The sequence below is a fragment of the uncultured Comamonas sp. genome, assembly GCF_964277875.1.
Taxonomy (GTDB): Bacteria; Pseudomonadota; Gammaproteobacteria; order Burkholderiales; family Burkholderiaceae_C; genus Comamonas; species Comamonas sediminis.
Map to the genome: position 1 here is coordinate 36,751 of NZ_CAXYJV010000039.1, position 24,887 is coordinate 61,637.

The following is a 24,887-nucleotide window of genomic DNA, read 5'->3' on the forward strand; positions in this document are numbered from 1 at the left end:
CTTCTGCGCTATACATTTTTCCACTGACCGGCATGATCACCCCGCCCGGATCAGGACCATGTTTTGCTTTGAAGGTATTTATGTCCGACAAATCGTCTCCCGCAGAAAAGGCCTCTGCGTACCGCGCCACCTTGAACATGCCCGACACCCCGTTTCCAATGCGGGGCGATCTGCCCAAGCGCGAACCGGCCTGGGTGCAGGAATGGGAGGACAAGGGTATCTACAAGCGTCTGCGTGCTGCCCGCAGCGGCGCGCCCAAATTCATCCTGCACGATGGCCCGCCCTACGCCAACGGCAAGATCCACATCGGCCACGCCGTCAACAAGATCTTGAAGGACATGATCGTCAAGAGCCGCCAACTGGAAGGCTATGACGCGCTGTACGCGCCGGGCTGGGACTGTCACGGCCTGCCGATCGAGAACGCGATCGAAAAGCTCCATGGCCGCAACCTGCCCCGCGACGAGATGCAGGCCAAGAGCCGCGCCTTCGCCACCGAGCAGATCGGCCAGCAGATGGCGGATTTCAAGCGCCTGGGCGTGCTGGGCGACTGGGACCACCCCTACAAGACCATGAACTATGCCAATGAGGCGGGCGAGCTGCGCGCACTCAAGAAGGTCATGGAGCGTGGCTTTGTCTACCGGGGCCTGAAGCCGGTCTACTGGTGCTTTGACTGCGCCTCATCGCTGGCCGAGTTCGAAATCGAATACGCCGACAAGCAAAGCCAGACCCTGGATGTGATGTTCCCGGCGGCCGATCCGGCCCGGCTGGCGGCCGCCTTCGGCCTGGCCAAGCTGGACAAGGAAGCCTTCATCGTCATCTGGACGACCACCGCCTGGACCATCCCTGCCAACCAGGCCTTGAACGTCAACCCCGATCTGGAATACAGCCTGGTCGATACCGGGCGCGGCCTGCTGGTGCTGGCCAGCGCGCTGGTGGACAAGTGCATGGAGCGCTGGGGGATCGACGGCAAGGTGATCGCATCGGCGCCCGGCAAGGTGCTGGACCACATGCCCTTCAAACACCCGCTGGCCCATGTGGACAAGGGCTATGACCGCATTTCGCCTGTCTACCTGGCCGACTATGCGACGGCCGACGACGGTACCGGTATCGTGCACTCGGCGCCCGCCTACGGTCTGGATGACTTCAACTCCTGCGTCAGCAATGGCATGGACTACAAGGACATTCTCAACCCGGTGCAGGGCAACGGCGTCTATGCGCCCGAGCTGCCGCTGTTCGGTGGCCAACATATCTGGAAGGCTGTGCCGGTCATCCTGGACGCGCTCAAGGTCGCCGGCCGTCTGATGGACACCAAGACCATCACCCACAGCTACCCGCATTGCTGGCGCCACAAGACGCCGGTGATCTACCGCGCCGCCGCCCAGTGGTTCATCCGCATGGATGAAGGCGAAGGCGTGTTCACCGACCCGGCCCAAAAGCCGGCACAGACCCTGCGCCAGATCGCGCTGGACGCGATCGAGCACACCAGCTTCTACCCGGAAAACGGCCAGGAGCGCCTGCGCGCGATGATCGCCGGCCGTCCGGACTGGTGCATCTCGCGCCAGCGCAGCTGGGGTGTGCCCATCCCCTTCTTCCTGCATGTGGACACGGGCGCGCTGCACCCGCGCACGATGGAGATCCTGGACCAGGCGGTCGAGATCGTCGAAAAGGGCGGCATCGAGGCCTGGAGCCGTGTGACCAGCGAAGAGATCCTGGGTGCCGAAGAAGCCAAGCTCTACACGAAGAGCACCGACATCCTGGAAGTCTGGTTCGATTCGGGCTCGACCTTCTGGCATGTGCTGCGCGGCACCCACGCCGAGCACCACCACGACAGCGGACCTGAGGCCGACCTGTACCTCGAAGGCCATGACCAGCACCGGGGCTGGTTCCACAGCTCCCTGCTGCTGGCCTCGGCCATCTTTGGCCGCGCGCCCTACAAGGGGTTGCTGACCCACGGCTTCACCGTCGACGGCCAGGGCAAGAAGATGTCCAAATCGCTGGGCAACACCGTCGCGCCGCAGGATGTGAGCGGCAAGATGGGCGCCGAGATCATCCGCCTGTGGGTGGCTTCGACCGACTACTCGGGCGACCTGGGCATCGACGACAAGATCCTCGCCCGCGTGGTCGACGCCTACCGCCGCATCCGCAATACCCTGCGTTTTCTGATGGCCAACATCAGCGACTTCGACCTGGCCAAGGATGCGGTCGGCTACGACGACATGCTGGAGATCGACTGCTGGGCGCTGGCACGCTCGGCGCAGTTCCAGGCAGAGCTGCTGGCGCACTACAAGGTCTACGAGTTCCACCCGGTGGTGGCCAAGCTGCAGCTGTTCTGCTCCGAGGACCTGGGCGGCTTCTACCTGGATGTCCTCAAGGACCGCCTCTACACCAGCGCCGAAGGCAGCCTGGCACGCCGCTCGGCCCAGACCGCGCTGCACCAGATCACCCAGGCGATGCTGCGCTGGATGGCGCCTTTCCTGTCCTTCACCGCCGAAGAGGCCTGGAAGATCGTCGGCAACAGCGAAACCATCTTCCTGGAGAAATTCTGCGACCTGCCCGCTGGCGACGAAGCCCTGCTGGCCAAGTGGGCCCGCATCCGCGAGATCCGCGATGTGGTCAACAAGGACATCGAAACCCTGCGTGCCGATGGCAAGGTGGGGGCATCGCTGCAGGCCGAGGTGGCCATCAGCGCCCAGCCGGAAGACCTGGCGCTGCTGCAGACCCTGGCCGACGACCTGAAGTTTGTGCTGATCACCTCGGCCGCCACGGTGGCCGCCGGTGATGCGCTGAGCGTGGCCGTCAACCCATCGGACAAGGCCAAGTGCGAGCGCTGCTGGCACTACCGCGACGATGTGGGCCAGAACCCTGCCCACCCCACCTTGTGCGGCCGCTGCGACAGCAATCTTTATGGCGTGGGTGAAACCCGCCGGATGGCCTGATGAACGCCGCCGCCCCCGCTGCCGTGGGCAGCGCCGGCAAAGGCCGGTTCGTGCTGTGGCTGGTGATTGCTGCGGTGATCTTCTGGCTGGACCAGTGGAGCAAGGAATGGATCCTGGCCCACTACCAGCTGGGCGAATACACGACCATTACCGGCTTTTTCAACATCGTCCGGGCCCACAACCCTGGCGCGGCCTTCTCCTTCCTGGCCAGCGCCGGCGGCTGGCAGCGCTGGCTGTTCACTGGGATTGGGGTCGTCGTGACGGCGGTCATCGTCTGGCAGCTCTACCGCCATAGCCACAAAACCCTGTTCTGCCTGGCGCTCACCTGCATCATGGGCGGCGCCATCGGCAATGTAGTGGACCGCATGCGCCACGGCTATGTGGTCGACATGCTCGACTTCCACTGGATGGGCAGCCATTTCCCGGCCTTCAACCTGGCCGACTCGGCCATTTGCCTGGGCGCGTTTCTGCTGATCCTGGATGAGCTGCTGCGCATGCGCCGGGGCGAAAAAAGCTGATCAGGCAATTCAACGCCTCGATAGGCAACACGCAAACACCGCCCTCGCCCCGCGACGGCGGTGTTTTTTTCGGTGGTCCACACGCCACCAGGGCAGCGCGGCCAGGGGCGAAACACCGCTGGCCTGCATAAAAAGAGACACAATGGCATTCGCCCTACAGCGCGGCGCGCTTATCAGGGGTATAGTGTCCGGTTCGCCTTATGAAACACTTGCTCAATCTTCTTGCCGCCATTGCGCTGCTGGTTTGGGGCTCTCATATGGTGCGCACAGGGGTGCTGCGCGTCTTTGGCGCCAACCTTCGCAACCTGCTGGCGCGCAGTATGAGCAACCGTTTCACCGCGATGCTCTCGGGCATCGGGGTGACGGCCCTCGTCCAGTCCAGCAGTGCCACCTCCCTGATGACCGCCTCCTTCGTCGGCCAGGGCCTGATACCGCTTACGGCCGCGCTGTCGGTCATGCGTGGTGCCGACGTCGGCACCGCCTTGATGGCGGTGCTGTTCTCGACCGACCTGTCCTGGTTGTCGCCGCTGCTGATCTTCTCCGGCGTCGTGCTCTTCATCTCCAAGCAGGATTCCACGCCCGGGCGCGTGGGCCGCGTCTTCATCGGCCTGGGCCTGATGCTGCTGGCGCTGCGCCTGATCGTCGAGGCCACCGAGCCGCTGCTCGCATCGGAGGCCGTACGCACCTTGCTGGTCAGCGTCAAGAGCGACTTCTTCATGGAGCTGCTGCTGGGCGCCATCCTGGCCGTCATCGCCTATTCCAGCCTGGCCATCGTGCTGCTGATTGCGGCCATGGCCGCATCGGGCGCCATCACCGGCGACATGGCCCTGGGCCTGGTGCTGGGCGCCAACCTGGGCAGCGGTGTGCTGGCCGTGCTGCAAACGGCCAAATCCAGCATCGAAGTGCGCCAGGTCACCATCGGTAACCTCGTCTTCAAGATCATGGGCGTCGCCATCGTCGCGCCCTTCGTCGGTCTGTGGTCGACCTATGCGATGCCCTACATCAACGATGCGGGCCGCTCGGCGGTGCTGTTCCACCTGGCCTTCAACATCCTCAACACACTGGGCTTCATCTGGTTCACCGGCGTGATCGGCGACTGGATGCGCAAGCTGCTGCCCAAGGAAGAGGCGAACAAGGGCCCACAGCGCCCGCGCCACCTCGATGCTTCTGCGCTGTCCACCCCGTCGCTGGCCATTTCCTGCGCCGCACGTGAAGCGCTGCACCAGGCCGATGTGGTCGAGTCGATGCTGATCGGCCTGCACAACGTGGTGCAGACCGACAACCAGCAGTTGTCACAGGACCTGCGCAAGCTCGACGATACGGTCGATGAGCTGTACTCGGCCATCAAGTACTACATGACCAAGATCTCGCGCGCCGAACTGGACGAACGCGAGAGCCAGCGCTGGACTGAAGTGATCAACTTCACCATCAACATGGAGCAGATCGGCGACATCATCGAGCGCGTGCTCACCGATGTGGAAAACAAGAAGATCAAGAAGCGCCGCCAGTTCAGCAAGCAGGGCATGGAAGAGATCAACGAGCTGCATTCGCACCTGCTGGACAACCTGCGCCTGGCGATGAGCGTGTTCCTCTCGGGCAATGTGCGTGATGCACAAAAGCTGCTGGAAGAAAAGGCGCGCTTCCGCGACCTGGAACTGGCCTATTCCGCCTCGCACCTGGAGCGCCTGTCGCACAACACCGTCCCCAGCATCGAGACCAGCTCGCTGCACATCGACCTGATCAGCGACCTCAAGCGCATCAACTCGCTGCTGTGCTCGGTCGCCTACCCGATCCTGGAAGCGGCCGGCGCATTGGCCCACAGCCGCCTCAAGGACGATCCCGAACCCGCCCGCCACTGAGGCGGCGGGCCGGAATTCGCATACAATCCCTGATGCTGCCAGGCGAGCACTCCGCCCAGCAGCCTCCAGGAAGTTTGGCAGAGTGGTCGATTGCACCGGTCTTGAAAACCGGCAACCCGAAAGGGTTCCAGGGTTCGAATCCCTGAGCTTCCGCCAGAACAGCAAAAGCACCCCACCGAGGGTGCTTTTTCGTTGGCAGCTCCAGCCACTCCCGCCCAAATCACCAGTTGTGCGTATAGCTCGCCGTCAAGGTCGCACCGGCTGCCGGCAGGCGGCTGTCGTTCTTGCCGCTGCGCATCAGCTGGCTGTAGAGCGGCAGGTAGTAGCGGTTGAACAGGTTCTGCACCCCGATGGTCAGCTGGTTCTTGTTGTCGAACTGGTAGCGGCCCACCACATCGACGCTGTAGTAGCTTTTGACATCGGCCCGGGCGAACTGGGTCTTGCCATCGGCCAGGCGGTAATCGCGTGCGCCAAACCAGTTGAACTGGGTGCGCAGGCTCCAGCGGCCGCTGGGGTTGTACTGCACATAGCCGGTGATCTTCAGTGGCGGGATGCGGTAGCCCGTCATGCGCTGATCGCTGCTGGCGCCTGGGGGTGTCTCACGGCCCTGCATCCAGGTGACGGTGCCGCCGGTGGACCAGTGGTCGGCATAGTGGTCTGCGGTCAGCTCGACACCGCGAATGCGCTCGCGCGTGCGCGTCAGGTGCAGGCCGTTGTTGAAGGACTGCACGGCGCCCAGATCCGAGCGCGAATGGAACAGCGCCAATGTTGCCATGGTGTCGCCGAAGCTGCCGCGCCAGCCGATTTCATAGTTGTCGGTCTTGACCGGTTCCAGCTCGGAGGCATTGATATCGAACTTGGCCCCGGCATTGCGCAGCTGCAGGCCCACATCGGGCAGGTCAAAGCCCTGGCTGAACGAGGTGTAGAACTCATGGTTCTTCCAGGGCTTGAAGGCCAGACCGAGGTTGTAGAGCACCGCGTCGTAGGAGACCTTGCCGCCCGCCACCGTGGCCGGGTTGGGCAGGCGCGACTGCGACAGTGGCTGAAAATCGTCAAAACTGGCCTGCGATTTCTCATAGCGCAAGCCGCCTTCGGCGGACCACTGGTCGCTGAACTTGTGCTGCAGCTGACCAAAGGCGCCCGCGCTTTTGACGGTGACCCAGGGCATGTAGATGCGCTGACCGGTGGGCTGGAACACCAGACCGCCACTGGCGTCATAGACAGCGGCGTCAAACGTATCGAGCGGCATGTTGCTGCGCTCCTGGATATAGTCCGCGCCCCAGACCAGCTTGGTGGTCTTGTCTTCGCCGATCGGGGTGGTGATGGTCAGGCGGCTGCCGAACACCTTGTTGTTCTGCATCACCTGGTCGACAAAATTGCCCCGGTTGGTATTGCTGCGGGCATCAAAGGGCGCAAAGCGCACGTAGTTGTCACGGCCATAGACCATCGCACTCAAGGTGCTGCCCCCCAGGTCCTTGTGTTCGTAGCTGGCGCTCAGCAAGGTGTTTTCCACCTGGTTCTGGTCCGCCAGCTTCAGCCCCCGGATGGCGCGGGCCGCCACCGAACCCAATGGCGCCTGGTTGACGCTGGGGTCGTTGGCATAGTCCGACTTCTGGTGCGCACGCAGGTGGCTGGCCGCCAGCTGGATGCGCTGGTCCCCATCGATGCGAAAGCCGATCTTGCCGCCCAGGCTGTAGGTGTTCGAGTCGAACAGATCGCCCTGGCTGGCATCCGGGGCGATGCGGTCGCCGTGGCCGTCAAAGGCACCACCGATGCGGCGGGCCGAGATATCGACCTCGTAATCGACAACATCACCGGCCCCCGACAGATAGTGCTGCACCTGGCCGCCCAGGCCGTCACCACTCAGGCGCGAGAGCGAACTGTCAAAACCCACCGTGGTACGCGCCACCGGCTTGCCCCCCACCGGACGGGTGGTGACCGATATCACGCCCCCTGTCGCACCGCTGCCATAGATGGCATTGCTGCCGCGCAACACCTCGACCCGCTCGATGCGGCTCATCTCCACATTGACCAGGTTGCGCGCCGTGTCGCGGTTGGTGTTGAGCGGGATGCCATCGACCAGCACCAGCACATTTCTGCCGCGCAGGGTCATGCCGAAATCACTCAGATTGCGGCTGGAGTCCGCCATGCCCGGCACGCTCTTGGCCAGCAGGCTGTTCAGGTTGGCCGAGGTGGCGCGCAGGTCGTCCAGCTCCTCCCCCTCGATCACCGTGACCTGGCGGGTCGGCTGCATCAGCGAGCTGTCGGAGCGCTGGTCGGTCACCACCACGACGGGCAGCTGGTGGCTGGCCTCAGCGGCTGCCGCTACGGCGCCGGCTGGCGCAACAACCTCCGCTGCCGGTGCAGTGCCTGCCACCGGAGGCTGAGGGGCCGCTGGCTTGCGGACCTGCAGCGCCCCACCGGTCAGCGTCTGCACCTGCAGCGCCGATCCCTCCAGCGCCTTGCGCACCGCCTGCTCCGCCGTCCAACTGCCCTGGATAGCGGCACTGCGCTGGCCTTGCAGTACGGCGGGGTCGGCAACGATGCTGCGCCCGGTCTGCTGGCCAATGCGGGTCAGCGTATCGGCCAGGCTGCCCGCCGGAATGTCGAGCTGCACCGCAGCGGCCTGGGGTGCATCGTCCGCCCGGCTGGTGGCAGGCGCCAGCGTGCAGGCCAGCACGGCAGCCAGGGCCAGCGCATGGAGGGGCGAGTGTGCGGCGCAGCTTCGCACGGTCAATGGGGCGCCGTCATGGCGGCGCTGGAGAGGGGAAGTCGTCACGGCAGAAGTTCCTTTTCGCTGGGTACTGTTTAACCAGTGCGCCGAGACTAAAAAACCCCTCATCTATTTGCACCAGGCACCGCATCGGGGTTGGCCGCGATCTGCGCGTCAGACCTTCTCGCCAATGCGGATCAACGGCCCCCAGCGCTGGATCTGCAGCGGCAGCATCTGGCTGAGCGTGGTCAACAACCCATCGACATCCAGCCGGAAGATGCCAAACACCCGCAGCTCCGCCACCGCAGGGGCCACGCGGATATAGCCAGAAAAATAGGCCTGCAGCGCCTGGGCCACATCGGCCAGCGGCCAGTCATCGACGGCGAGCATGCCCTGCTGCCATGCGGCGCGCTGCACCGCATGGCCGCCCAGCGCCTGGAGCCGATGGGCAGTGAAACGCGCACCCTCCCCGGCATGCAGCAGCGTCTGCGCTGACTCACGGGGCCGCAGGGTCAGCCCCTGGTCCAGCGCCACCATTTCCGTCCGGTCCGCATACAACCTGCCCATCATGCGGCCGGCATCGAGCAGTGCCACGCCATCGCGGGTGTGGATCTGCAACGGGGACGCGCCTGCAACGGCGCGCGTGGCGATCAGGGCCCCGGCCCGCAGCTGCAGCACGGTCACGCCGGCCGCATCGTGCACATCGACGGCGGAGCGGGCATCCAGCAACACGCTGGTGCCATCGGCCAGCATGAATTCACGGCGCTCACCGGTGCCGGTGCGCCAATCGGCCATCAGCTCGCCCAACGGCGCCAGCCGGTCTGCGACCAGTGCGGTGGCCACGCCGAGCCCGCCCACCGCCAGCGCGCCGCGCAGGACCCGGCGGCGGCGGGTCCGGACCAGCGCCTGCATGGCCGCCTGTGCATGCAGGCCCTGGGTATGGGCCTGCAGATGGCGGACGGCGGTCAGCGGTTCGGCCAATGCCGCGCGCACACGCTCCCATGCGGCCTGGTGCTGCGCGTCCTGCTGCAGCCAGCGCGCAAAAGCCTGGTGGTCGGCCGCGCTCATCGTTTCGGCCTCGTGGCGCACCAGCCAGTCGACGGCGGCGTGCAGTGCGGGGCTGGGGAGTGGGGTGGCGCTCATGGCACGCTGCGTACGCATTGCAGCAGGGCCCGCCGCATATGGCGCTCGACAGTGGCCAGCGAGATGCCCATGTGCGCGGCAATGTCGGGGTAGCGCATGCCCTCCAGCCGCGACAGCAGAAACACCGTCTTGACCGGCAGCGGCAGCGCAGCCAGCGCCCGGTCGATCTGGCAGATGGCCTCGACCAGCATCGCATGGCTTTCGGGGGACAGCGCCACCGCCTCGGGCAGGTGGCGCAGCGTGTCCTCGTAAGCGGCTTCCAGATCCTGGCGCTGCCAGAGCTTGATGAGGATGCGTTTGGCCACCGTCGACAAAAAGGCACGCGGGTGGTGGATATCCAGCGTCTCGCCTTCAGCCGCGCTCCCTTTTTCCGTCAACTGCAAAAAGGTTTCCGACGCCACATCCTCGGCCTCGCTGTGGCTGGATGTGCGCAGCATCAAGCGCCCGCGCAGCCATGCGTGGTGCTGGCGAAAAATGGTTTCCACCTCGGTGTGGAGCGGAGGCTGTGGCATGGGCAACCCGGTGAGGAACGCGAACAACCGCAAGATCATAATTGATAATGATTCTTCTTTCCCCAAAGAGGCAGTGCCTTCAGTGGCAGCTGGCACCACCGCCTCCCCACACCTGCGCCCCGCGCTGCGGTGTAGCTGCGGTGTCGTTGCAGCCCGCACCTTGAGCGCCGTCAATCGCGTCAACTGAAGCAAGTCTTTTCATAAAAAATGTCAACCATGCGCCCGCATGAAGATGTTTGACATTGCCCTGTTTTCGCTGCGATTTCGCCCTACTACGATGCATATCCATATTGAATAAATTTATTTCAAATAGGAATGCAATGAACGGCTTCAGAATATCGATGGCCCATTCTCTGGGCCTGGGATGTGCGGTCGCAGCACTTCTCAACCCCTTGGCGGTCCAGGCCCAAACGGTGCCGGTTGTGTCATGCAGCACGGACCCCGCCATATTCAATACCGGGATTGACGGCAGCAACGGCTACAGCATCAACAGCCCCAAGCTCCCGCTGGGGAGTCTGGATGCGCACTGGTCCATCGCCCCGGCACCTGGCGATATCACCACACCTGCCGCCGCTGCAGCGCTGAGCTATGCCCAAGGCCCGGTCGACCGCCCCGGTGCCGGCAATGGCGCCTGGGTGCAATCGCCGTTTGGCAACGCCCAGTGGATCGGGGTGCAGTATGGCCGAAGCTACTACGTCTACCAATACCGCTTCACGATGGATCCAGCCGTGGACCCGGACAGTTTCAACCTGAGTTTGAGTCTGTATGTGGACAACCAGGTCAAACGCGTTTTGGTCAACGACACCGTCTTCGATTACACCAACAATGGCGCCATTCTGGGCGTCGGTGGTTTCACGGCTGCAGGCAATGTGCCGGTCGTTCTCAACAATGGCTGGAAGACCGGCACCAACACCATCTACGTCGTCGTCGGCAACCAGGGAGACCCCTCGGGTCTGCTGGTGCAGTCGAGCGGCACCGCCTCTTGCTCGCCGCCGCTGTCGGTGGCCAAAAAAGCGGTCAATAGCGACGGCAGCGCCTACACCGGCCTGGCCAGCGCCAATAGCCCGGTGTTCTACGACATCACAGTGACCAATGCCAGCACGCGCGACGCCAGTGGCACCCGCCTGCGCGATACCCTGCCCGCTGGACTCCAAACAGCGGGAAGCACCTGGAGCTGCAGCCGCCCTGCGGGCAGCGCTGCCGTGTGCCCCGTGCCTGCGAGCGGCGTCTTTCCGCTCGACACCGTCCTGCCGGCCCTGCCGGCAGGCAGCGCACTGGTGTTCCGCGTCAACTCGCGCTTCAGCAACCCGCTGCCCGCAGGCGCCACGGTCATCACCAACACCGCCACCATCGAGCCGCCTGCCACCAGCACCCTCAGCTGCGATGCCCGTGAAGGCTTTCCAACGCCTTGCAGCGCGTCGGCATCGGTGGCCACCAGCCCGCTGCTCAGTGTGACCAAGACGGTGGATGCCACCGGCCCGCTCTACCCGGGGCAAACGGCCACCTACACCGTGACGGTCAAGAACGAAGGAGCAGCCGAGCTGACCGGCGTTGCACTCAATGACACGTTGCCCGCCGGATTTGCGTCGGCCACTTGGAGCTGCCAGTCACCGGTCGGCAGCCTTGCGGTCTGCCCACAAGCCAGCGGCAGCCTCGCCGCAGGCGGTGTGCTGAGCCAGACCATCGCCAGCATGCGCGCCAACGCCAGCCTGGTCTACACCGTGGTCGCCACGGTGGACAGCATCGCCACCCGCATGGACCAGGTCCTCAACACTGCCGGCGTGGCAGCCAGCAATGCCGAGTGGCTGTGCTACAACCCGGCCAGCGCGCAGACCCAGGCCAAGCCCTGCAGCGCATCGGCAGCGGTGGATCTGTGGCCCAACCCGCTGCTGCAACTGAGCAAGACCGCGCAAACCACCGGCACCGTCTATGCCGGCCAGCCGGTGAACTACTCGATCACGGCACTCAATGCAGGCCAGGTGCCCGTCACGCAGGCCCATATCACCGACCCGCTGCCCGCAGGCCTGGACAACGCCAGCTGGACCTGTACCAGCAGCGGCGCCGCTCCTTGCGTGCCCGCCAGCGGCACCGGTGCAGTGGATGTGACGGTCGCATCGCTTGCCGCCGGTGACAGTGTCACGATCGAGCTGGCCACCACCGTCAGCGCGCAGCCCCCTGCCAGCCTGGTCAACACAGCCTCGTTGGCGGTGGGCGAAGCCAATGCGCAATGCACTGGCAGCACCGCGCAGCCTTGCATCGCCTCCGCCACCGTTGCCACCACCAACCCGCCTGTGCCCACCAGCGTGGAACCTGTGCCCAGCCTGCAGCAATGGAGCCTGGTACTGCTGACCTTGCTGACCGGCGGCCTCGGCGCCTGGCGCATGCGTTCGCGCGGCCAGCGCATCGGCTAAGCGCTTAACCGATGATCGGGGTGCGCAGGCGCAGCGCCCCCGCCTTCCCCCTTCTGGAACCTTTGGACCTGACCCACCACATCCTGGGTCGTCTTATTGGAAATGAGATTCATTTCTATTTTTTGATAAGATCGCGCCTTCGCTGCAAGCCAGCCCCTGTCCCGCACCATTGCCGGGCGCATTGTTGGGGCCCCTTTCTGCAGCCCCATGGCCAAGGTGTCCTCTCGTGCTTGCGAGCTATTACGCAGAACTGCTGAACTTCTTCTCCCGCTCGCTCAATGACCGGCAGGCGGCGGCCGATGTCGTGCAGGAAAGCTATGCCCGTGTTTTGGCACTGCAGGCGCGCGAAGTAGCCGTCAGAGACCTGCGGGCACTGCTGTTTCGCACCGGCAAGAACATCGTCATCGACGACGCCCGGCGCCGCCAGGTCGATGCCCAGCTGCTGCAAACCCTGGCGCTGGTGGCGGCTGACGACGCCCCGTCCACCGAGCGCGTCATCGCCAGCCGCCAGCAGCTGGAGCTGCTGGTACGCCGCCTCACTGCCATGCCGCGCAAGCGACGCGAGGTGTTTGTACTGGTGCGCATCTATGGCTTCAGCCATGCCGAAGCGGCCGCGCACATGGACATCAGCATCGCCTCGGTGGAAAAGCATGTGGTGCGCGCCGTCTGCGGCTGCATGGGGCTGGAGGCCTGATGGCAGCGGCCAGCACCGGGGCAGACCCCCACCGCAAACACCTGGAATACGCCTTGCTGCTGATCGCCCGCCAGCACGCGGGCGATGCCGCCACCGCCGAGACCGCCAGCCAGACCTTTGCACGCTGGCGGGCCCAGTCGGCCGAACACGAAGCCGCCGCCCAGCGCGCGCTGCAAGGCTGGGGCGCGACCGAAGCCCATGCGCTGCAAGCCGACTTTGCGCTGCCCGCCAGCCAGGCCGAGCGCAGCCGCCAACAGCGCCGCCGCAGCCTGTCGCTGCTGGGCACGGCAGGGCTGGCCAGCCTGCTGGGCCTGGGTGGGCGCTGGTACTGGCAGCAGCCGCTGGCACGCATGGCGCTGCACACCGGCCATGGCCAGATGCTGGCCCAGAACCTGCCCGATGGCTCGCACCTGGATCTGGCGCCCTCCACGTCCGTAGAGGCCGTGCTGTACCGCAACCGGCGCGTGCTGCAACTGGCGCGCGGTGAGATACGCCTGGATGTGGTCCACGATGCCCAGCGCCCCTTGGAAGTGCAAACACCGCTGGGCAGGGTGCGGGTGCTGGGCACCGTGTTCTCGGTGGCATTGCGCCCATCGGGCCTGCAGGTCAGCGTGGCCCAGGGCCGCGTCGCCGTCTGGGGCCTGGACAGCGATGCCAGCCAGGCCGCCGATGTGGTGCTGGCCGCTGGCGAGGCCGCGCGCCTGGATGCGCAAGGCGGCCTGCACACCAGCAGCGTCAACCGCCAGGATGTGGGCGCCTGGCGCGATGGCTGGCTGGTGTTTGACCACACGCCGCTGCCGGAGGTACTGAGCCGCTGGAACGACTACCTGGAGCGCCCGCTGCAGCTCGATGCTGCCGGCGGCCTGCAGTCGCTGCACCTGACCGGCAGCTTCCAGCTGCGCGACCCGGCCACCTTTGTCGCCAGCCTGCCGCGCTCGCTGCCCGTGCGGGTGGAGCGCCTGCCCGATGGCAGCAGTCTGATTCGCCGCCGCTAGTCGGGTTGCCATGCGCGTGGATGAACAGCGCCAAACAGCCTGCCACCCACCTCTCTCAAAATTTTTGTCCGGTATATCGCCGCTGCTACGTCTTCACTGGGACAACACCCTAGAAAGCATTCGCATGTACCGAGATCTGCCACTTCCCTGCAGCCCGTCCCGCCGCTCCGCAGCGCCAGCCACTGCCCAACGCCGCCAGCCTGTCATCGCGCTGGCCTGCAGCCTGGCCTGTGCCGGCTCGCTGGCCCTGCTGGCCTTGCCCGGCCCGGTGCAGGCGCAGCCGGCAGCCGCCCAGACGGCCATGGCAGCCACCCAGAGCTTGAACCTGCCGGCGCAGCCGCTGGGCCAGGCCCTCAATGCACTGGCGCGTACCTGGGGCGTGGCCATCTCGGTCGATGCCGCCTTGGTGCAAGGGCGCCAGGCACCAGCGCTGCAAGGCAGCCTCAGCCTGCAAGCGGCGCTGGCCCAGGTGCTGGCCGGCAGCGATCTGGAGGCCATGGCCGCCGGCGCGGCCATCACCGTGCAGCGGCGCAGCATCGCTTCCCACACCTTGCAGGAGGTGCTGGTTACCGCCCAGGCCGAGCGCACGGAGGCCACCGAAGGCAGTGGCTCCTACACCAGCGGGCGCGTGTCGCTGGGCAAGGGCCAGGATGTGCGCGAGACACCGCAGTCCATCACCGTGATGACCCACCAGCTGATCGAGGACCAGGCACTGAGCACGGTTGGCGAGGTGATGCAGCAGGCCACCGGCGTGACGGTGGACTACGCCGGTGCCGGCGGCCTGGGCGGTCAGGCCACGCGTTTTCTCTCGCGTGGCTTTGAGATTGGCAATGTGCAGATCGATGGCGCCAGCGTCGATGCCTTCAGCCAGCAGCTGTTTGACCCCAACCTGGCGATGTACGACAGCGTGCAGATCGTGCGCGGCGCCAATGGCCTGTTCAGCGGCAATGGCGAGCCCGGTGGCGCCATCAACCTGGTGCGCAAGCGCCCCACGGCCCAGCGCCAGATCCAGGCCTCGGCCAGCCTGGGCAGCTGGAACCGCAAGCAGCTGGAGCTGGATGTGGCCGGCCCCTTGAACAGCGATGGCAGCGTGCGCGGCCGTGCGGTGCTGGCCCATACCGACAAGGATTTTTTCTACCGCAGTGCCGATTCCAAGAACAGCCTGCTCTACGGCATTGTCGAAGCCGACCTCAGCCGAGACAGCAAGGTCACTTTGGGCGCCAGCTACGACAAGCTCAGTGCCACGCCCTGGCGCGAAGGCATTCCGCGCGCCCCCAATGGCGACGACCTGCACCTGCCGCGCAACACCGCACTGATGGCCGGCTGGAGCCACTACGACAAAAGCGCCAAGGAGCTGTTTGCCCAGCTCGACCAGCAGCTGGCCGGCGGCTGGAAAGCCAAGGCCCAGCTCAACTACCAGAAGGTGGACAGCGACAGCCGCCTGGCCAGCCTCAGTGGCGCCGTCGATCCCGCCACCGGCCTGGGTGCTAGCTGGACCGGCTTCTCCAACGACTTCCGCTCGGACAAGAAGAGCGTGGACCTGAATATCAGCGGACCCTTCTCGCTGCTGGGCCGCAGCCACCAGCTGCTGCTGGGCGCCGACTGGGCCAAGATCCGCGATGACCAGGACACCTACTACTCCGAGATGGAGACGGACGAGTCGCTCACCAATGTCTATGGCTTTGATCCCGACAAGATTCCGCATGCGGTCAGCGAGCGCAAGACCCGCAGCTACCCCGGCTATGGCGCCACGCAAAAAGGCCTGTATGGCCGCGTCAACCTGAGCCTGACCGACAAGCTCAGCGCCATCGTGGGCGGGCGCTATGCCAGCTACTCCAACGTCACGCCCTACTTCAACTACAACGCCGATGGCTCGCTGCGCTCCAGCGGCAAAAGCTACTACCAGGAAAGCGGCATCCTCACGCCCTATGCCGGCCTGGTCTATGACCTGGACAACCGCTGGACGGCGCATGGCAGCGTCTCCGAGATCCACAAATCCCAGGCCAGCAGCCTGCAAGGCCCGCTGCCGGGCACGCCGCTCGATCCCATCAAGGGGCGCAATTTCGAGCTGGGTGTCAAAGGCGAGCTGGCCGGCGGCAAGCTCAACACCGCCTTTGCGCTCTACCGCATCGAGCGCACCGGCGAGGCCGCGCGCGACCCGCGCTACCCCGACACCGATGTGGGCGACCTGGGTCTGAGCTGCTGCTACATCGCCCAGGGCAAGATCGTCAGCCAGGGAGTGGACATGGAGATCTCGGGCCAGCTGGCGCGCGGCTGGCAGCTGTTTGCCGGCTATACCTACAACCACAACCGCAACAAGAGTGATGCCGAGCAGCTGGTCTACAGCACCATCACCCCCAAGCACCTGCTCAAGCTCTGGAGCAGCTACCAGCTGCCCGGCGACTTCTCGCGCTGGACGGTGGGCAGTGGCGTGACCGTGCAAAGCACCACCTATGCCAGCGGCACCGCCTACCCTTACAACCCGGCCACCGGCAAGTTCGACAGCGAAGGCGTGCCCTACAAGTTCACCCAGGCCGGCTACGCGGTCTGGAACGCCAGCCTGCAGTACCGCATCGACCGCCACTGGTCGGCCACGCTCAACCTGAACAACCTGTTCGACAAGACCTACTACAAGACCGTGGGGAGCTCAGGCAGCGGCAACTGGTATGGCGAGCCCCGCAGCGTCAAGCTGACCTTGCGCGGCAGCTTCTAAATGCCCGGTACCGTCCCCGGTACGGCGCGCCAGCCAGGTTGGCGCCAGACCATGTCCTGGCTGCACACCTGGGGTGGCCTGGTCTGCGGCTGGCTGCTCTGCGCCATCTTTGTGACCGGCACCTTGAGCGTGTTCCGCGAGCCCATCACGCGCTGGATGCAGGCAGCGCCTGCCAACGGGCCACCTGACGCCGCGCTGGGCTTGCAGGACCGGCTGCAGGCCCTGCACACGGCTGAGGACTATCTGCAGCAAAGGGCGCCGCAAGCCCGGCAGTGGCAGATCGATCTGCCGGCCCGCGCGGGCGATGCCCTGCAGCTGTCCGCACGCGGGGCGGACGGCGTGCTGCAGGCTGCACTCGACCCGGCCAGCGGCGCACCCCAGGCGCTGCCACCCATCCGCCAGACCGAAGGTGGTCGGCACTTCATGTCCTTCCACTACTCGCTGCAAGGCGGCCTGGCGGGCTTTTGGGTGGTGGGTGTGGTGTCCATGGGCATGATGGCGGCGCTGGTCTCGGGCCTCATCGTGCACCGGCGCATTTTTCAGGATTTTTTCTGCTTTCGCCCCGGCAAGGGCCAGCGCTCCTGGCTGGATGCGCACAACGCCTCGGCGGTGCTAACCCTGCCCTTTCTGTTCATGATCGTCTACACCGGGCTGGCCTACTTCTACACCAGCTACATGCCGCATGCGCTGCAGTCGCTCTATGGCGAAGACCGCCAGGCCTACAGCCGCTACCAAACCGATCTGAACGCGGGCACACAGGCCGCGCGCCCGGATCTGCCGCCAGCCGGCCCCCAGCTGGCCCAGCAGCTGCAACTGGCGCAGTCGCTGCTGCGCCAGCCAGTGGCATCCATTGCGTTGCAGCACCCGCCGCAAGGCCCGGCCAGCCACCGCTTTACGGCACAGCTGGCGGATAGCGCCGATTCCAGGCGTATGCATAACCTTGCCGAGCATGTCAGCATCGCTGCCGACACCGGTGAGGTGCTGCAGGCGCCGCCTCGGTCCGAGCCAGCCGCCAGCGCCCGCGATGTGCACCCGGTCATCGAGGCGCTGCACATGGCCCGCTTTGGCGGCTGGACCATGAAATGGCTGTACTTTGTCTGCGGGCTGGCCGGCACCGCCATGGTGGCTACAGGCCTGCTGCTGTTTGCCAACAAACGCCGAACCCGCAGCGACCATGGCTGGGGCCGGGCCACACCTGCCGTCTACCGCTGCATCGATGCGCTGAACATCGCAGCGCTGGCCGGCACCTCGCTGGCCTCCATCGGCTACCTCTACGGCAACCGCCTGCTGCCACTGGCCATCGAGGCCCGGGCCAGTGCCGAGATACGGCTGTTTTTTGCGCTGTGGGCTCTTAGCCTCTTGCATGCGCTGCTGCGCCCCGCGCGCTCGGCCTGGCAGGAGCAGCTCTGCGCCCTGGCTTTGCTGTGCATGGCCCTGCCGCTGCTCAACGCCGCCACCACGGGCCAGCACTTGCTGCGCTACCTGGCCCAGGCCGATGGCCTACGCGCCGGGGTGGAGCTGACCAGCATCGCGCTGGGTCTGCTCGCCGCCTGGGGCGCCTGGCGCCACCGGCTTTCAACACACACCACGCCCCCCGCCCGCGCCGCCCGGCCCGGGCCCCGCCAAGGAGCACGCGCATGAACGCCCCCGCTAAAGTGGTCACCGCTCCACAGCCTTGGCGTCATGCCATGCGGCTGGGCTTGCGCATCAGCCTGGCGGCTGGTGGTGGCTACCTGCTCACCGGCCTGGGCTGCGCGGTGCTCGCGCAAGCCCTGGTGCTGGCGGGCCTGCTCGCGCCGGCGCATGCGGTACTGCTCAGCACCCTGCTGGGTTTTGTGCTGTACACCGGGCTGCTGCTCTGGGCCTTTCATGTGCAGCGACTGGCCCGGCTGGCGCTGCAGTTTGCCGCTGCCGCGCTGCTGCTGGCCAGCTTGCGCGCGCTGCTGGAGTGCTGCGGATGAACGCCTTCAGCCACATCAACCAGATCAGCACCATCGCCTTGCCGCTGGCACTGTGCCTGCCGGCGATGCTGCTGCTGAGCCAGGCCATGGACCGCCACTGCGAACAGATCCTGCGCCGGGGCGAACCTGGCGGACCCTTGCGCTGGGCCTTGCGCCTGGCGGCATGCGTGCTGTTGGCCCTGGCGCTGCAGCGCTGCATGGCGGCCTCGGGCGCAGCAGTGGGTGCGATCGCCTGGCTGGGCTGGCTCAGCGTGGCGGCGTGGTGCCTAGTGCTGATCTTGAGCTATGCGCCCCGGCGCGGCACGGCAGCAGCACTGCTGGCCTGCTGCGCGGTGCTGCTGTGTGGTAGCTGGACGGATCAGCAGCTGGGCATTGACACAAATTGCCACACTTCGACAAACCGCCTCCAAACTCCCATGCCAGTATGCGCCCATGAATGATGACCACGCACCCCGCAAGGCAGCGCCGGCCCTGCCTGCTGCCCACTGGTTCAAGCGCAGCCGCCATGTGCGCATACGGCCCACGCCGGCCCGGCTGCGGGTGCTGGAGGCCATCGTCCAGCTCGGCCGCTCACGGGTCAAGTGCGCCGATATCTCCTCCCACCTGGCCCTGAGCGGCGCGCCCCTGCCAGCGGCCACCATCTACTGCGTGGCCAAGGAGATGGCCCAGGCCGGCTTGCTGATGCGCGACCGCGAAGATGGCGGTTTGACGGTCTACAGCCTGGCGGCGGGCATCTAGAAACACCGCGCCAAGATCACAGCCTGGCGCCTGCCATCTCCGTGCCCAGGCGCCAGCCCGGCGCCATCTTCTGGATCGATGAGACCAGCAGCTCGATCAGCGCCAGGGTCGCCGCTGAGGGTTGGCGATTGGGCGCACGCACCACATAGAGCGCATCGCCGACACCCTTGACGCCAAAGCCGTCCAGCACCTGCACCAGGCTGCGCTGGGCCATGGCCTCACGCACCGCGTAGTAGGGCAGCAGCACCACACCAAGGTCCGCCATCGCAGCGTTGAACAGAAACTGGTAGTCGCCCGACTGGATCGACGGCGTGCTCTGCACCTGTTCATGCACACCATCGCTGTGCCGCCAAAACTCCAGCCGGTGGTGGATGTTGAGGGGCGCCAGCAGCCGGGCATGCTTGATGTCCTGCGGGGTTTGCAGCGCCAGGCCCAGGGTCTGCAGATAGGCCGGGGTGGCAAACAGCCCCCATTCGATGCCGCAGACGCGGGTGGCGACATGGTCTTCCAGCGGCGCCGAGGTGATGTGGATCGCCAGGTCCACCTTGGAGGCCACCAGGTCATGGATCTGGTCGTTGATCACCAGGCGCAGCAGCAGATCGGGATGCGCCTGGCAGAAGTCGAGGATCAGCGGCTTGAGGTGGAAATGCCCCAGGCCGGTGGGGATGCGCACGCGGATCTCGCCGCTGATGGTCTGGTGGATCTGGTCGATCTGCAGCTGGGCGCTTTGCAGCGCATTGAGGGCCTGCAGGCATTGGCCATGCAGGATGCGGCCGGCCTGGGTCAGCTCCATATGCCGGGTGGTACGGCGCAGCAGCTGCGCGCCAAACTGCTTTTCCAGCAGCGCCAGCCGGCGCGACACATTCGAGCGCGTCACGCCCGAGCGCTGGGCCGCATCGCTCAGGTTGCGCGACTCGGCAATCGCCACAAACAAACGCACCAGGTTCAGGTCCATGGCTGGCATACCCTTTTGATTGTTGATTCTGAATCACCACTGATGGCTGTGCTTTGGCAGTTCCCAAAGCGGCTTCGCGTTTTTAACATGGGTCTCACAACAAACGTCCGGGCGGGTGTCGCATAGCCCGGGCCATGCAAGGAGACAATACGTGACGCCAAAGTCAACACTGGGGTTTACCCCGCTCGCCGGTTTCAAGGTGCTGGATTTGAGCCAGGGCGTGGCCGGCCCCTACTGCGCCCAGCTGCTCGCCCACCAGGGCGCCGAAGTCATCAAGGTCGAGCCCGCCCAGGGCGACTGGGGCCGCCATGTGGGGGTGGCCCGCAACGGCCACAGCACCTTGTCCAGCACCTACAACGCCGGCAAGCAAAGCCTGGCGGTCGATGCGAAGCACCCCGACGGCAAGGCGCTGATCCTGCAGCTGGCGCGTGATGCCGATGTGGTGGTGCAGAACTTTCGCCCGCAGGTGGTGAAGCGCCTGGGCCTGGACTTTGCCGCGCTTCAGGCGCTGGGGCTGGAGCCTGTCTATGTATCGATCAGCGGCTATGGTGCGGAAGGCCCCTTTGCCGACAACCCGGCGACCGACTCGGTGATGCAGGCCGACACCGGACTGATGAACAGCAACCGCGATGCCCAAGGCGCGCCGCAGCGCATCGGCTTCTTGCTGGCCGACATTGCCACCGGCGTGTATGCCGCACAGGCCTGCACTGCCGCGCTGCTGCAACGCATGAAGACCGGCAAGGGCCAGCATGTGGAGCTGAACCTGTTCAACGTCTGCTGCGCGCTGCAATCGACCGCGCTGTCTGAAGAGGTGCTGGGCGGCCAGACCGTCAAGGCGGCGGTCAGCGCGCCCAATGGCATCTTTGATGCGGCCGATGGGCGCTTGACGATTCTGGCGCTGAACAACGAGCAGTTTCTGCGCATTGGCAAGGCGCTGGACCTGGCCGGCTGGGACAGCGACCCGCGTTTTGCCAGCAATGCGCTGCGGCTGCAGCACAAGGCGGTACTGCATGCCGACCTGGCCCGCGCCGTGGCAGACCGATCGCTGTCCGAGCTGCGCGCGCTGTTCAACCAGCACAGCGTGCTGCATGCCGTGGTGCATGGTGCGGCCGATGTGGTGCAGCACCCGCAGGCCCGGCACCTGGGCACGTTCAAGACCGTGCAGCAGCCCGGTTTTGGCGAGGTGCTGATGGCGGCCACCCCCTGGCCAGCCCAGCCCGGTGCACCGCTGCCCGCGCCGCGCATTGGCGCCGACAGCCAGCAGATTCTGCGCAGCCTGGGCCTGGCACCGGACGAGATCGACGCACTGGCGGCCCGCCAGGTCGTAGGCCTGTGAACGGAGCCGCACCCATGAAAGCCATTGTCTGCCGCAGCTTCGGCCTGCCCCGCGATGTGACCGCCGTCCAGACCACCGAGCCCCCCACCGCCCTGGCGGCCGACGAGGTGCTGATCGACGTGCGCCATGCCACCGTCAGCCACGCCACCGGCTTGCTGATCGAGGGCAAATACCAAAAGACCCCGCCGCTGCCCTTTGTGCCCGGCACCGAAGGCGTAGGCCAGGTGCTGCAATGCGGCAGCGCCGTGCGCCATGTCCAGGTGGGCGACCCGGTCGTGTTCATCTGCGACTGGGGCGCCTATGCGCAGCTGGCCAAGGTGCATGCCAGCACCGTGTATGCCGTGCCGGCGGGGCTGGATCCGCTGCGTGCGCTGGCGCTGCCGATCTCCTACGGCACGGCCTACACCGCCTTGCACTGGCGTGCGGCGCTGCAGGCGGGCGACAGCCTGCTGGTGCTGGGGGCCGGCTCCGGCGTGGGCGCGGCCGCCGTGGAGCTGGCCGCCCAGGTACCCGGCGTGCAGGTCATTGCCTGCGCCAGCAGCGAAGACAAGCGCCAGGCGGCCCTGCGCCATGGCGCGCAGCACGCCGTCGATCCGCAGCACCTGATCGAGCAGGTCAAGGCGGTGACCGGCGGCAAAGGCGCGACGCTGGTGTTTGACCCGGTGGGCGGCGACTTGCTGCTGCAGGCGCTGCGCTGCACCGCGCAGAACGGGCGCATCGTCATCATCGGCTTTGCCAGCGGCACGATCCCCAAGGTGCCGATGAATATTGCGCTGGTCAAGAACCTGACGATCCACGGCTTCTTTTATGGCCAGTACATCGGCTGGACGCCCGCCAACGAGCGCCAGCGCCATGCCGCTGCCATGCAGGCCATGATGGCCGCGCTGTTTGAGATGGCCCACCGCGACGCCATCCATCCCGACATCTCGCGGGTGTACGCCATGGACCAGCTCTGCGATGCGCTGGATGCGCTGCACAGCCGCGAGGTGCTGGGCAAGGTCGCGCTACAAATACAAGGAGACAAGACATGAGACAACGCCATTCAGCGCAGCGCCGCCAGGCCCTGCAATCACTGCTGCATTCCGGCCTGGGCCTGGCGCTGCTGGGCAGCGGCCTGCCCGCCGCCAACGCGGCATCGGCGGCCGACTACCCGGCCTCGACCATCCGCATGGTGATCCCCTACCCGCCCGGCGGACCCACCGACCTGGTCGGGCGCCTGGTCGCGATCTCGATGGGCGAAAGCCTGAAGCAGACCATCTTCATCGACAACAAGCCCGGTGCCAGCGGCATGGTGGGCGCGGCCCAGGTCGCCAAGGCCCAGCCCGATGGCTACACCTTGCTGGCCAATGCCTCGCTGCAGGTGATCAACCCCTCGGTCTACGACAAGGTGCCGTATGACTCCTTCAACGATTTTGCGCCGATCACGCAGATCGTCGATGTGCCGCTGGTGCTGGTGGTCAACAGCGAGCTGCCGGTGTCGAACGTGCAGGAGCTGGTGGCCTACCTGAAAAAGAGCAAGGGCACGGTCAACTTTGGCTCGGCCGGCAATGCCTCGTCGCAGCACCTGTCGGGCGAGCTGTTCAAGCTCAAGACCGGCATCGCGATGCAGCATGTGCCCTACAAGGGCAGCTCGCCGGCGCTCACCGATCTGATGGGCGGCCAGATCCAGCTGATGTTCGATTCGATGCCCTCGGCCATGCCCTTTATCACCTCGGGCAAGCTCAAGGCGCTGGCCGTCACCACCGCCAAGCGCTCCAGCTCGCTGCCGCAGATTCCGACGATGCAGGAGTCGGGCATTGCCGACTACGCCACCAGCACCTGGTACGGCCTCTGGGCCCCCAAAAACACGCCGCCGGAGATCGTCAATAAACTGGCCCAGGCTGCGCAGCAGGCCCTGCGCAAGCCCGAGGTGGCCGCGCAGTACCAGCGCATGGGCGCCGAGCCCGTCGGATCAAGCCCGCAGGAGTTTCTGGCCTATATGCGCAGCGAAGAAAAGAAATGGGCCGAGATCGTGAAACGCTCGGGCGCGCGGGCGGATTAACCCACGGCGCGCATCGCCATCGCTGGCTTGCGCACCCACAGCACCGCCGCTGCCGCCACCAGGCAGGCAGCGCCTGCGACAAACAATGCGGGCGAGTAAGACGACAGCAACGAGCGCGCCAGGCCTGCGCCATAGGCGGCCACCGCAGCACCGAGCTGGTGGGCGGCAAATACCCAGCCAAACACCAGCGCTGCGCGCTCGGGCCCGAACTCGCTGGCCACCAGCTTGACGGTGGGCGGCACGGTGGCAATCCAGTCCAGCCCATAGAACACCGCAAACAGCGACAGGCCGGCCACGGTGAACTCAGAGTACGGCAGCCAGAACAGCGACAGCCCGCGCAGGCCGTAGTACCAGAACAGCAGCTTGCGGCTGTCATAGCGGTCCGACAGATAGCCCGACAAGGTCGTACCCACCAGGTCAAAGATGCCCATCATCGCCAGCACCGAGGCGGCCGGCACCGGGCCCAGGCCATAGTCACCACAGAGCGAGACAAAGTGGGTCTGGATCAGCCCATTGGTGCTGAGCCCGCAAATGAAGAAGGTGCCCGCCAGAATCCAGAAGGCCGGCACGCGCGCGGCAGCGGCCAAGGTGCTGAACGGCAGGCCCCAGCTGGCGCGGGGTGCCGGGGCGGCGGGCGCTGCAGCCGGGTCAGCGCCGTACGCCGCCAGCTGCATCTGGGCCGGGCTGTCGCGCATGAACAGCAGCACCAGCACCAGCACGATGGCCGATGCCGCCACCACCGGCAGCAACGCCCAGCGCCAGCCGTACTGCGCAATCAGCCAGGCAGCAGCCGGCAAGAACAGCAGCTGGCCGGTGGCACTGCTGCCCGCCAGCAAACCCATGACCAGGCCCTTGCGCTGCACAAACCAGCGGTTGGCCACCGTGGCGCCCAGCACCATGGCCGTGAGGCCCGTGCCCAGGCCCAGCACCATGCCCCAAAGCACAAAGGCCTGGCCCAGGCTGTGCATGAACAGCCCCAGCAGCAAGGCGCTGGCAATCACCGCCGCAGCCAGCGCCACCACACGGGACACGCCATAACGCAGCAAAATGACGGCTGCGAAGGGCCCGAGCAGGCCATACAGCGCAAAGCGGGTGGCAAACACCGAGGACAGATCGCGCACGCTCCAGCCAAACTCGACAGCCAGCGGCTGCATCAGCACCCCCGGCAGGCCCAGCGCCGCCGAGGTGACCAGCATGGCCAGGAAGGTGATGGCGGCAATCACCCAGGCGTAATGGATGCCATGGCGCTGGAGCAGCACGGCGAGTCGGGAAGCGAGCATGTTATTGGACTTTATCGACGGAGGGGCTACAATGATAGCGATCACAATCAAAAACTGTCAAGCACAGGTTCAAGCAGGGTAT

The 24,887-nt window shown here is 65.9% G+C and carries 20 protein-coding genes and 1 tRNA gene; 15 read left to right on the forward strand and 6 right to left on the reverse strand.

Annotated elements, in window-relative coordinates; all coding sequences use genetic code 11:
- Positions 1 to 80: 80 nt before the first annotated feature.
- From ileS to ACHWUQ_RS14940, 4 genes are all read left to right on the forward strand, one after another.
- On the forward strand, positions 81 to 2,936 hold the full coding sequence (gene ileS, locus ACHWUQ_RS14925; protein ID WP_394681597.1) for an isoleucine--tRNA ligase: 2,856 nt from the start codon (positions 81 to 83) through the stop codon (positions 2,934 to 2,936).
- On the forward strand, positions 2,936 to 3,454 hold the full coding sequence (lspA, locus tag ACHWUQ_RS14930; RefSeq protein ID WP_239810885.1) for a signal peptidase II: 519 nt from the start codon (positions 2,936 to 2,938) through the stop codon (positions 3,452 to 3,454). Before ileS ends, lspA begins: the two co-directional genes overlap by 1 nt.
- 200 nt (positions 3,455 to 3,654) lie before the next feature.
- Positions 3,655 to 5,313 carry a Na/Pi cotransporter family protein gene (locus ACHWUQ_RS14935; protein WP_239810884.1) on the forward strand — a complete coding sequence of 553 codons (1,659 nt, stop codon included), beginning with the start codon at positions 3,655 to 3,657 and terminating at the stop codon, positions 5,311 to 5,313.
- Between the two features lie 68 nt (positions 5,314 to 5,381).
- A tRNA-Ser gene (locus ACHWUQ_RS14940) sits at positions 5,382 to 5,469 on the forward strand.
- A 64-nt stretch (positions 5,470 to 5,533) separates the two neighbouring features.
- Here the strand turns inward: ACHWUQ_RS14940 and ACHWUQ_RS14945 are convergent.
- The 4 genes from ACHWUQ_RS14945 to ACHWUQ_RS14960 all read right to left on the reverse strand — a co-directional run bounded on the left by ACHWUQ_RS14945 (position 5,534) and on the right by ACHWUQ_RS14960 (position 10,117).
- Positions 5,534 to 8,092, reverse strand: coding sequence for a TonB-dependent siderophore receptor (locus tag ACHWUQ_RS14945; protein WP_394681598.1), 2,559 nt, complete (start codon positions 8,090 to 8,092; stop codon positions 5,534 to 5,536).
- A 108-nt stretch (positions 8,093 to 8,200) separates the two neighbouring features.
- Positions 8,201 to 9,169, reverse strand: a complete 969-nt coding sequence (locus tag ACHWUQ_RS14950) for a FecR domain-containing protein (protein WP_394681599.1) — start codon at positions 9,167 to 9,169, stop codon at positions 8,201 to 8,203.
- A complete protein-coding gene (locus ACHWUQ_RS14955) occupies positions 9,166 to 9,681 on the reverse strand; it encodes a sigma-70 family RNA polymerase sigma factor (protein ID WP_239810881.1) in 516 nt (171 codons plus the stop codon). The genes ACHWUQ_RS14950 and ACHWUQ_RS14955 overlap by 4 nt, the downstream gene beginning before the upstream one ends.
- Positions 9,682 to 9,760: 79 nt before the next feature.
- Positions 9,761 to 10,117 carry a hypothetical protein gene (locus ACHWUQ_RS14960; protein ID WP_394681600.1) on the reverse strand — a complete coding sequence of 119 codons (357 nt, stop codon included), beginning with the start codon at positions 10,115 to 10,117 and terminating at the stop codon, positions 9,761 to 9,763.
- Between ACHWUQ_RS14960 and ACHWUQ_RS14965 the strand changes: the two genes are divergently transcribed.
- From ACHWUQ_RS14965 to ACHWUQ_RS15000, 8 genes are all read left to right on the forward strand, one after another.
- Positions 10,104 to 12,092, forward strand: a complete 1,989-nt coding sequence (locus ACHWUQ_RS14965) for an IPTL-CTERM sorting domain-containing protein (RefSeq protein ID WP_394681601.1) — start codon at positions 10,104 to 10,106, stop codon at positions 12,090 to 12,092. The two genes, ACHWUQ_RS14960 and ACHWUQ_RS14965, sit on opposite strands and share 14 nt — an antisense overlap.
- 226 nt (positions 12,093 to 12,318) lie before the next feature.
- Entirely contained in the window at positions 12,319 to 12,786 is a 468-nt protein-coding gene (locus ACHWUQ_RS14970; protein WP_394681602.1) for a sigma-70 family RNA polymerase sigma factor, read from the forward strand.
- Positions 12,786 to 13,781: a FecR family protein gene (locus ACHWUQ_RS14975; protein ID WP_394681603.1), complete on the forward strand. Its 996-nt coding sequence runs from the start codon at positions 12,786 to 12,788 to the stop codon at positions 13,779 to 13,781. The genes ACHWUQ_RS14970 and ACHWUQ_RS14975 overlap by 1 nt, the downstream gene beginning before the upstream one ends.
- Before the next feature lie 124 nt (positions 13,782 to 13,905).
- Positions 13,906 to 16,494 (forward strand): TonB-dependent siderophore receptor, encoded by a 2,589-nt coding sequence (locus tag ACHWUQ_RS14980; protein ID WP_394681604.1) that lies wholly within the window; start codon positions 13,906 to 13,908, stop codon positions 16,492 to 16,494.
- Positions 16,495 to 18,135, forward strand: a complete 1,641-nt coding sequence (locus ACHWUQ_RS14985; RefSeq protein WP_394681605.1) for a PepSY-associated TM helix domain-containing protein — start codon at positions 16,495 to 16,497, stop codon at positions 18,133 to 18,135.
- Entirely contained in the window at positions 18,132 to 18,455 is a 324-nt protein-coding gene (locus ACHWUQ_RS14990) for a hypothetical protein (RefSeq protein ID WP_239810874.1), read from the forward strand. The genes ACHWUQ_RS14985 and ACHWUQ_RS14990 overlap by 4 nt, the downstream gene beginning before the upstream one ends.
- A complete protein-coding gene (locus tag ACHWUQ_RS14995) occupies positions 18,452 to 18,895 on the forward strand; it encodes a DUF3325 domain-containing protein (protein WP_394681606.1) in 444 nt (147 codons plus the stop codon). Before ACHWUQ_RS14990 ends, ACHWUQ_RS14995 begins: the two co-directional genes overlap by 4 nt.
- Complete coding sequence (locus ACHWUQ_RS15000; protein WP_239810872.1) at positions 18,888 to 19,193, forward strand: hypothetical protein; 306 nt, start codon at positions 18,888 to 18,890, stop codon at positions 19,191 to 19,193. The genes ACHWUQ_RS14995 and ACHWUQ_RS15000 overlap by 8 nt, the downstream gene beginning before the upstream one ends.
- 16 nt (positions 19,194 to 19,209) lie before the next feature.
- On the opposite strand, the gene ACHWUQ_RS15005 is transcribed toward ACHWUQ_RS15000, so the two are convergent.
- Complete coding sequence (locus ACHWUQ_RS15005; RefSeq protein WP_394681607.1) at positions 19,210 to 20,157, reverse strand: LysR family transcriptional regulator; 948 nt, start codon at positions 20,155 to 20,157, stop codon at positions 19,210 to 19,212.
- A 142-nt stretch (positions 20,158 to 20,299) separates the two neighbouring features.
- On the opposite strand from ACHWUQ_RS15005, the gene ACHWUQ_RS15010 reads away from it, so the two are divergent.
- The 3 genes from ACHWUQ_RS15010 to ACHWUQ_RS15020 are packed head-to-tail and all read left to right on the forward strand — an operon-like array spanning position 20,300 to position 23,525.
- Positions 20,300 to 21,484, forward strand: a complete 1,185-nt coding sequence (locus tag ACHWUQ_RS15010) for a CaiB/BaiF CoA transferase family protein (protein WP_394681608.1) — start codon at positions 20,300 to 20,302, stop codon at positions 21,482 to 21,484.
- Positions 21,485 to 21,498: 14 nt separating this feature from the next.
- Positions 21,499 to 22,515 carry an NADPH:quinone oxidoreductase family protein gene (locus ACHWUQ_RS15015; RefSeq protein WP_394681609.1) on the forward strand — a complete coding sequence of 339 codons (1,017 nt, stop codon included), beginning with the start codon at positions 21,499 to 21,501 and terminating at the stop codon, positions 22,513 to 22,515.
- The gene (locus tag ACHWUQ_RS15020; protein ID WP_312529565.1) at positions 22,512 to 23,525 is read left to right on the forward strand and encodes a tripartite tricarboxylate transporter substrate binding protein; all 1,014 of its coding nucleotides are present in this window, start codon (positions 22,512 to 22,514) and stop codon (positions 23,523 to 23,525) included. The genes ACHWUQ_RS15015 and ACHWUQ_RS15020 overlap by 4 nt, the downstream gene beginning before the upstream one ends.
- Here the strand turns inward: ACHWUQ_RS15020 and ACHWUQ_RS15025 are convergent.
- Positions 23,522 to 24,805: an MFS transporter gene (locus tag ACHWUQ_RS15025; protein WP_394681610.1), complete on the reverse strand. Its 1,284-nt coding sequence runs from the start codon at positions 24,803 to 24,805 to the stop codon at positions 23,522 to 23,524. The two genes, ACHWUQ_RS15020 and ACHWUQ_RS15025, sit on opposite strands and share 4 nt — an antisense overlap.
- Between the last annotated feature and the right edge of the window lie 82 nt (positions 24,806 to 24,887).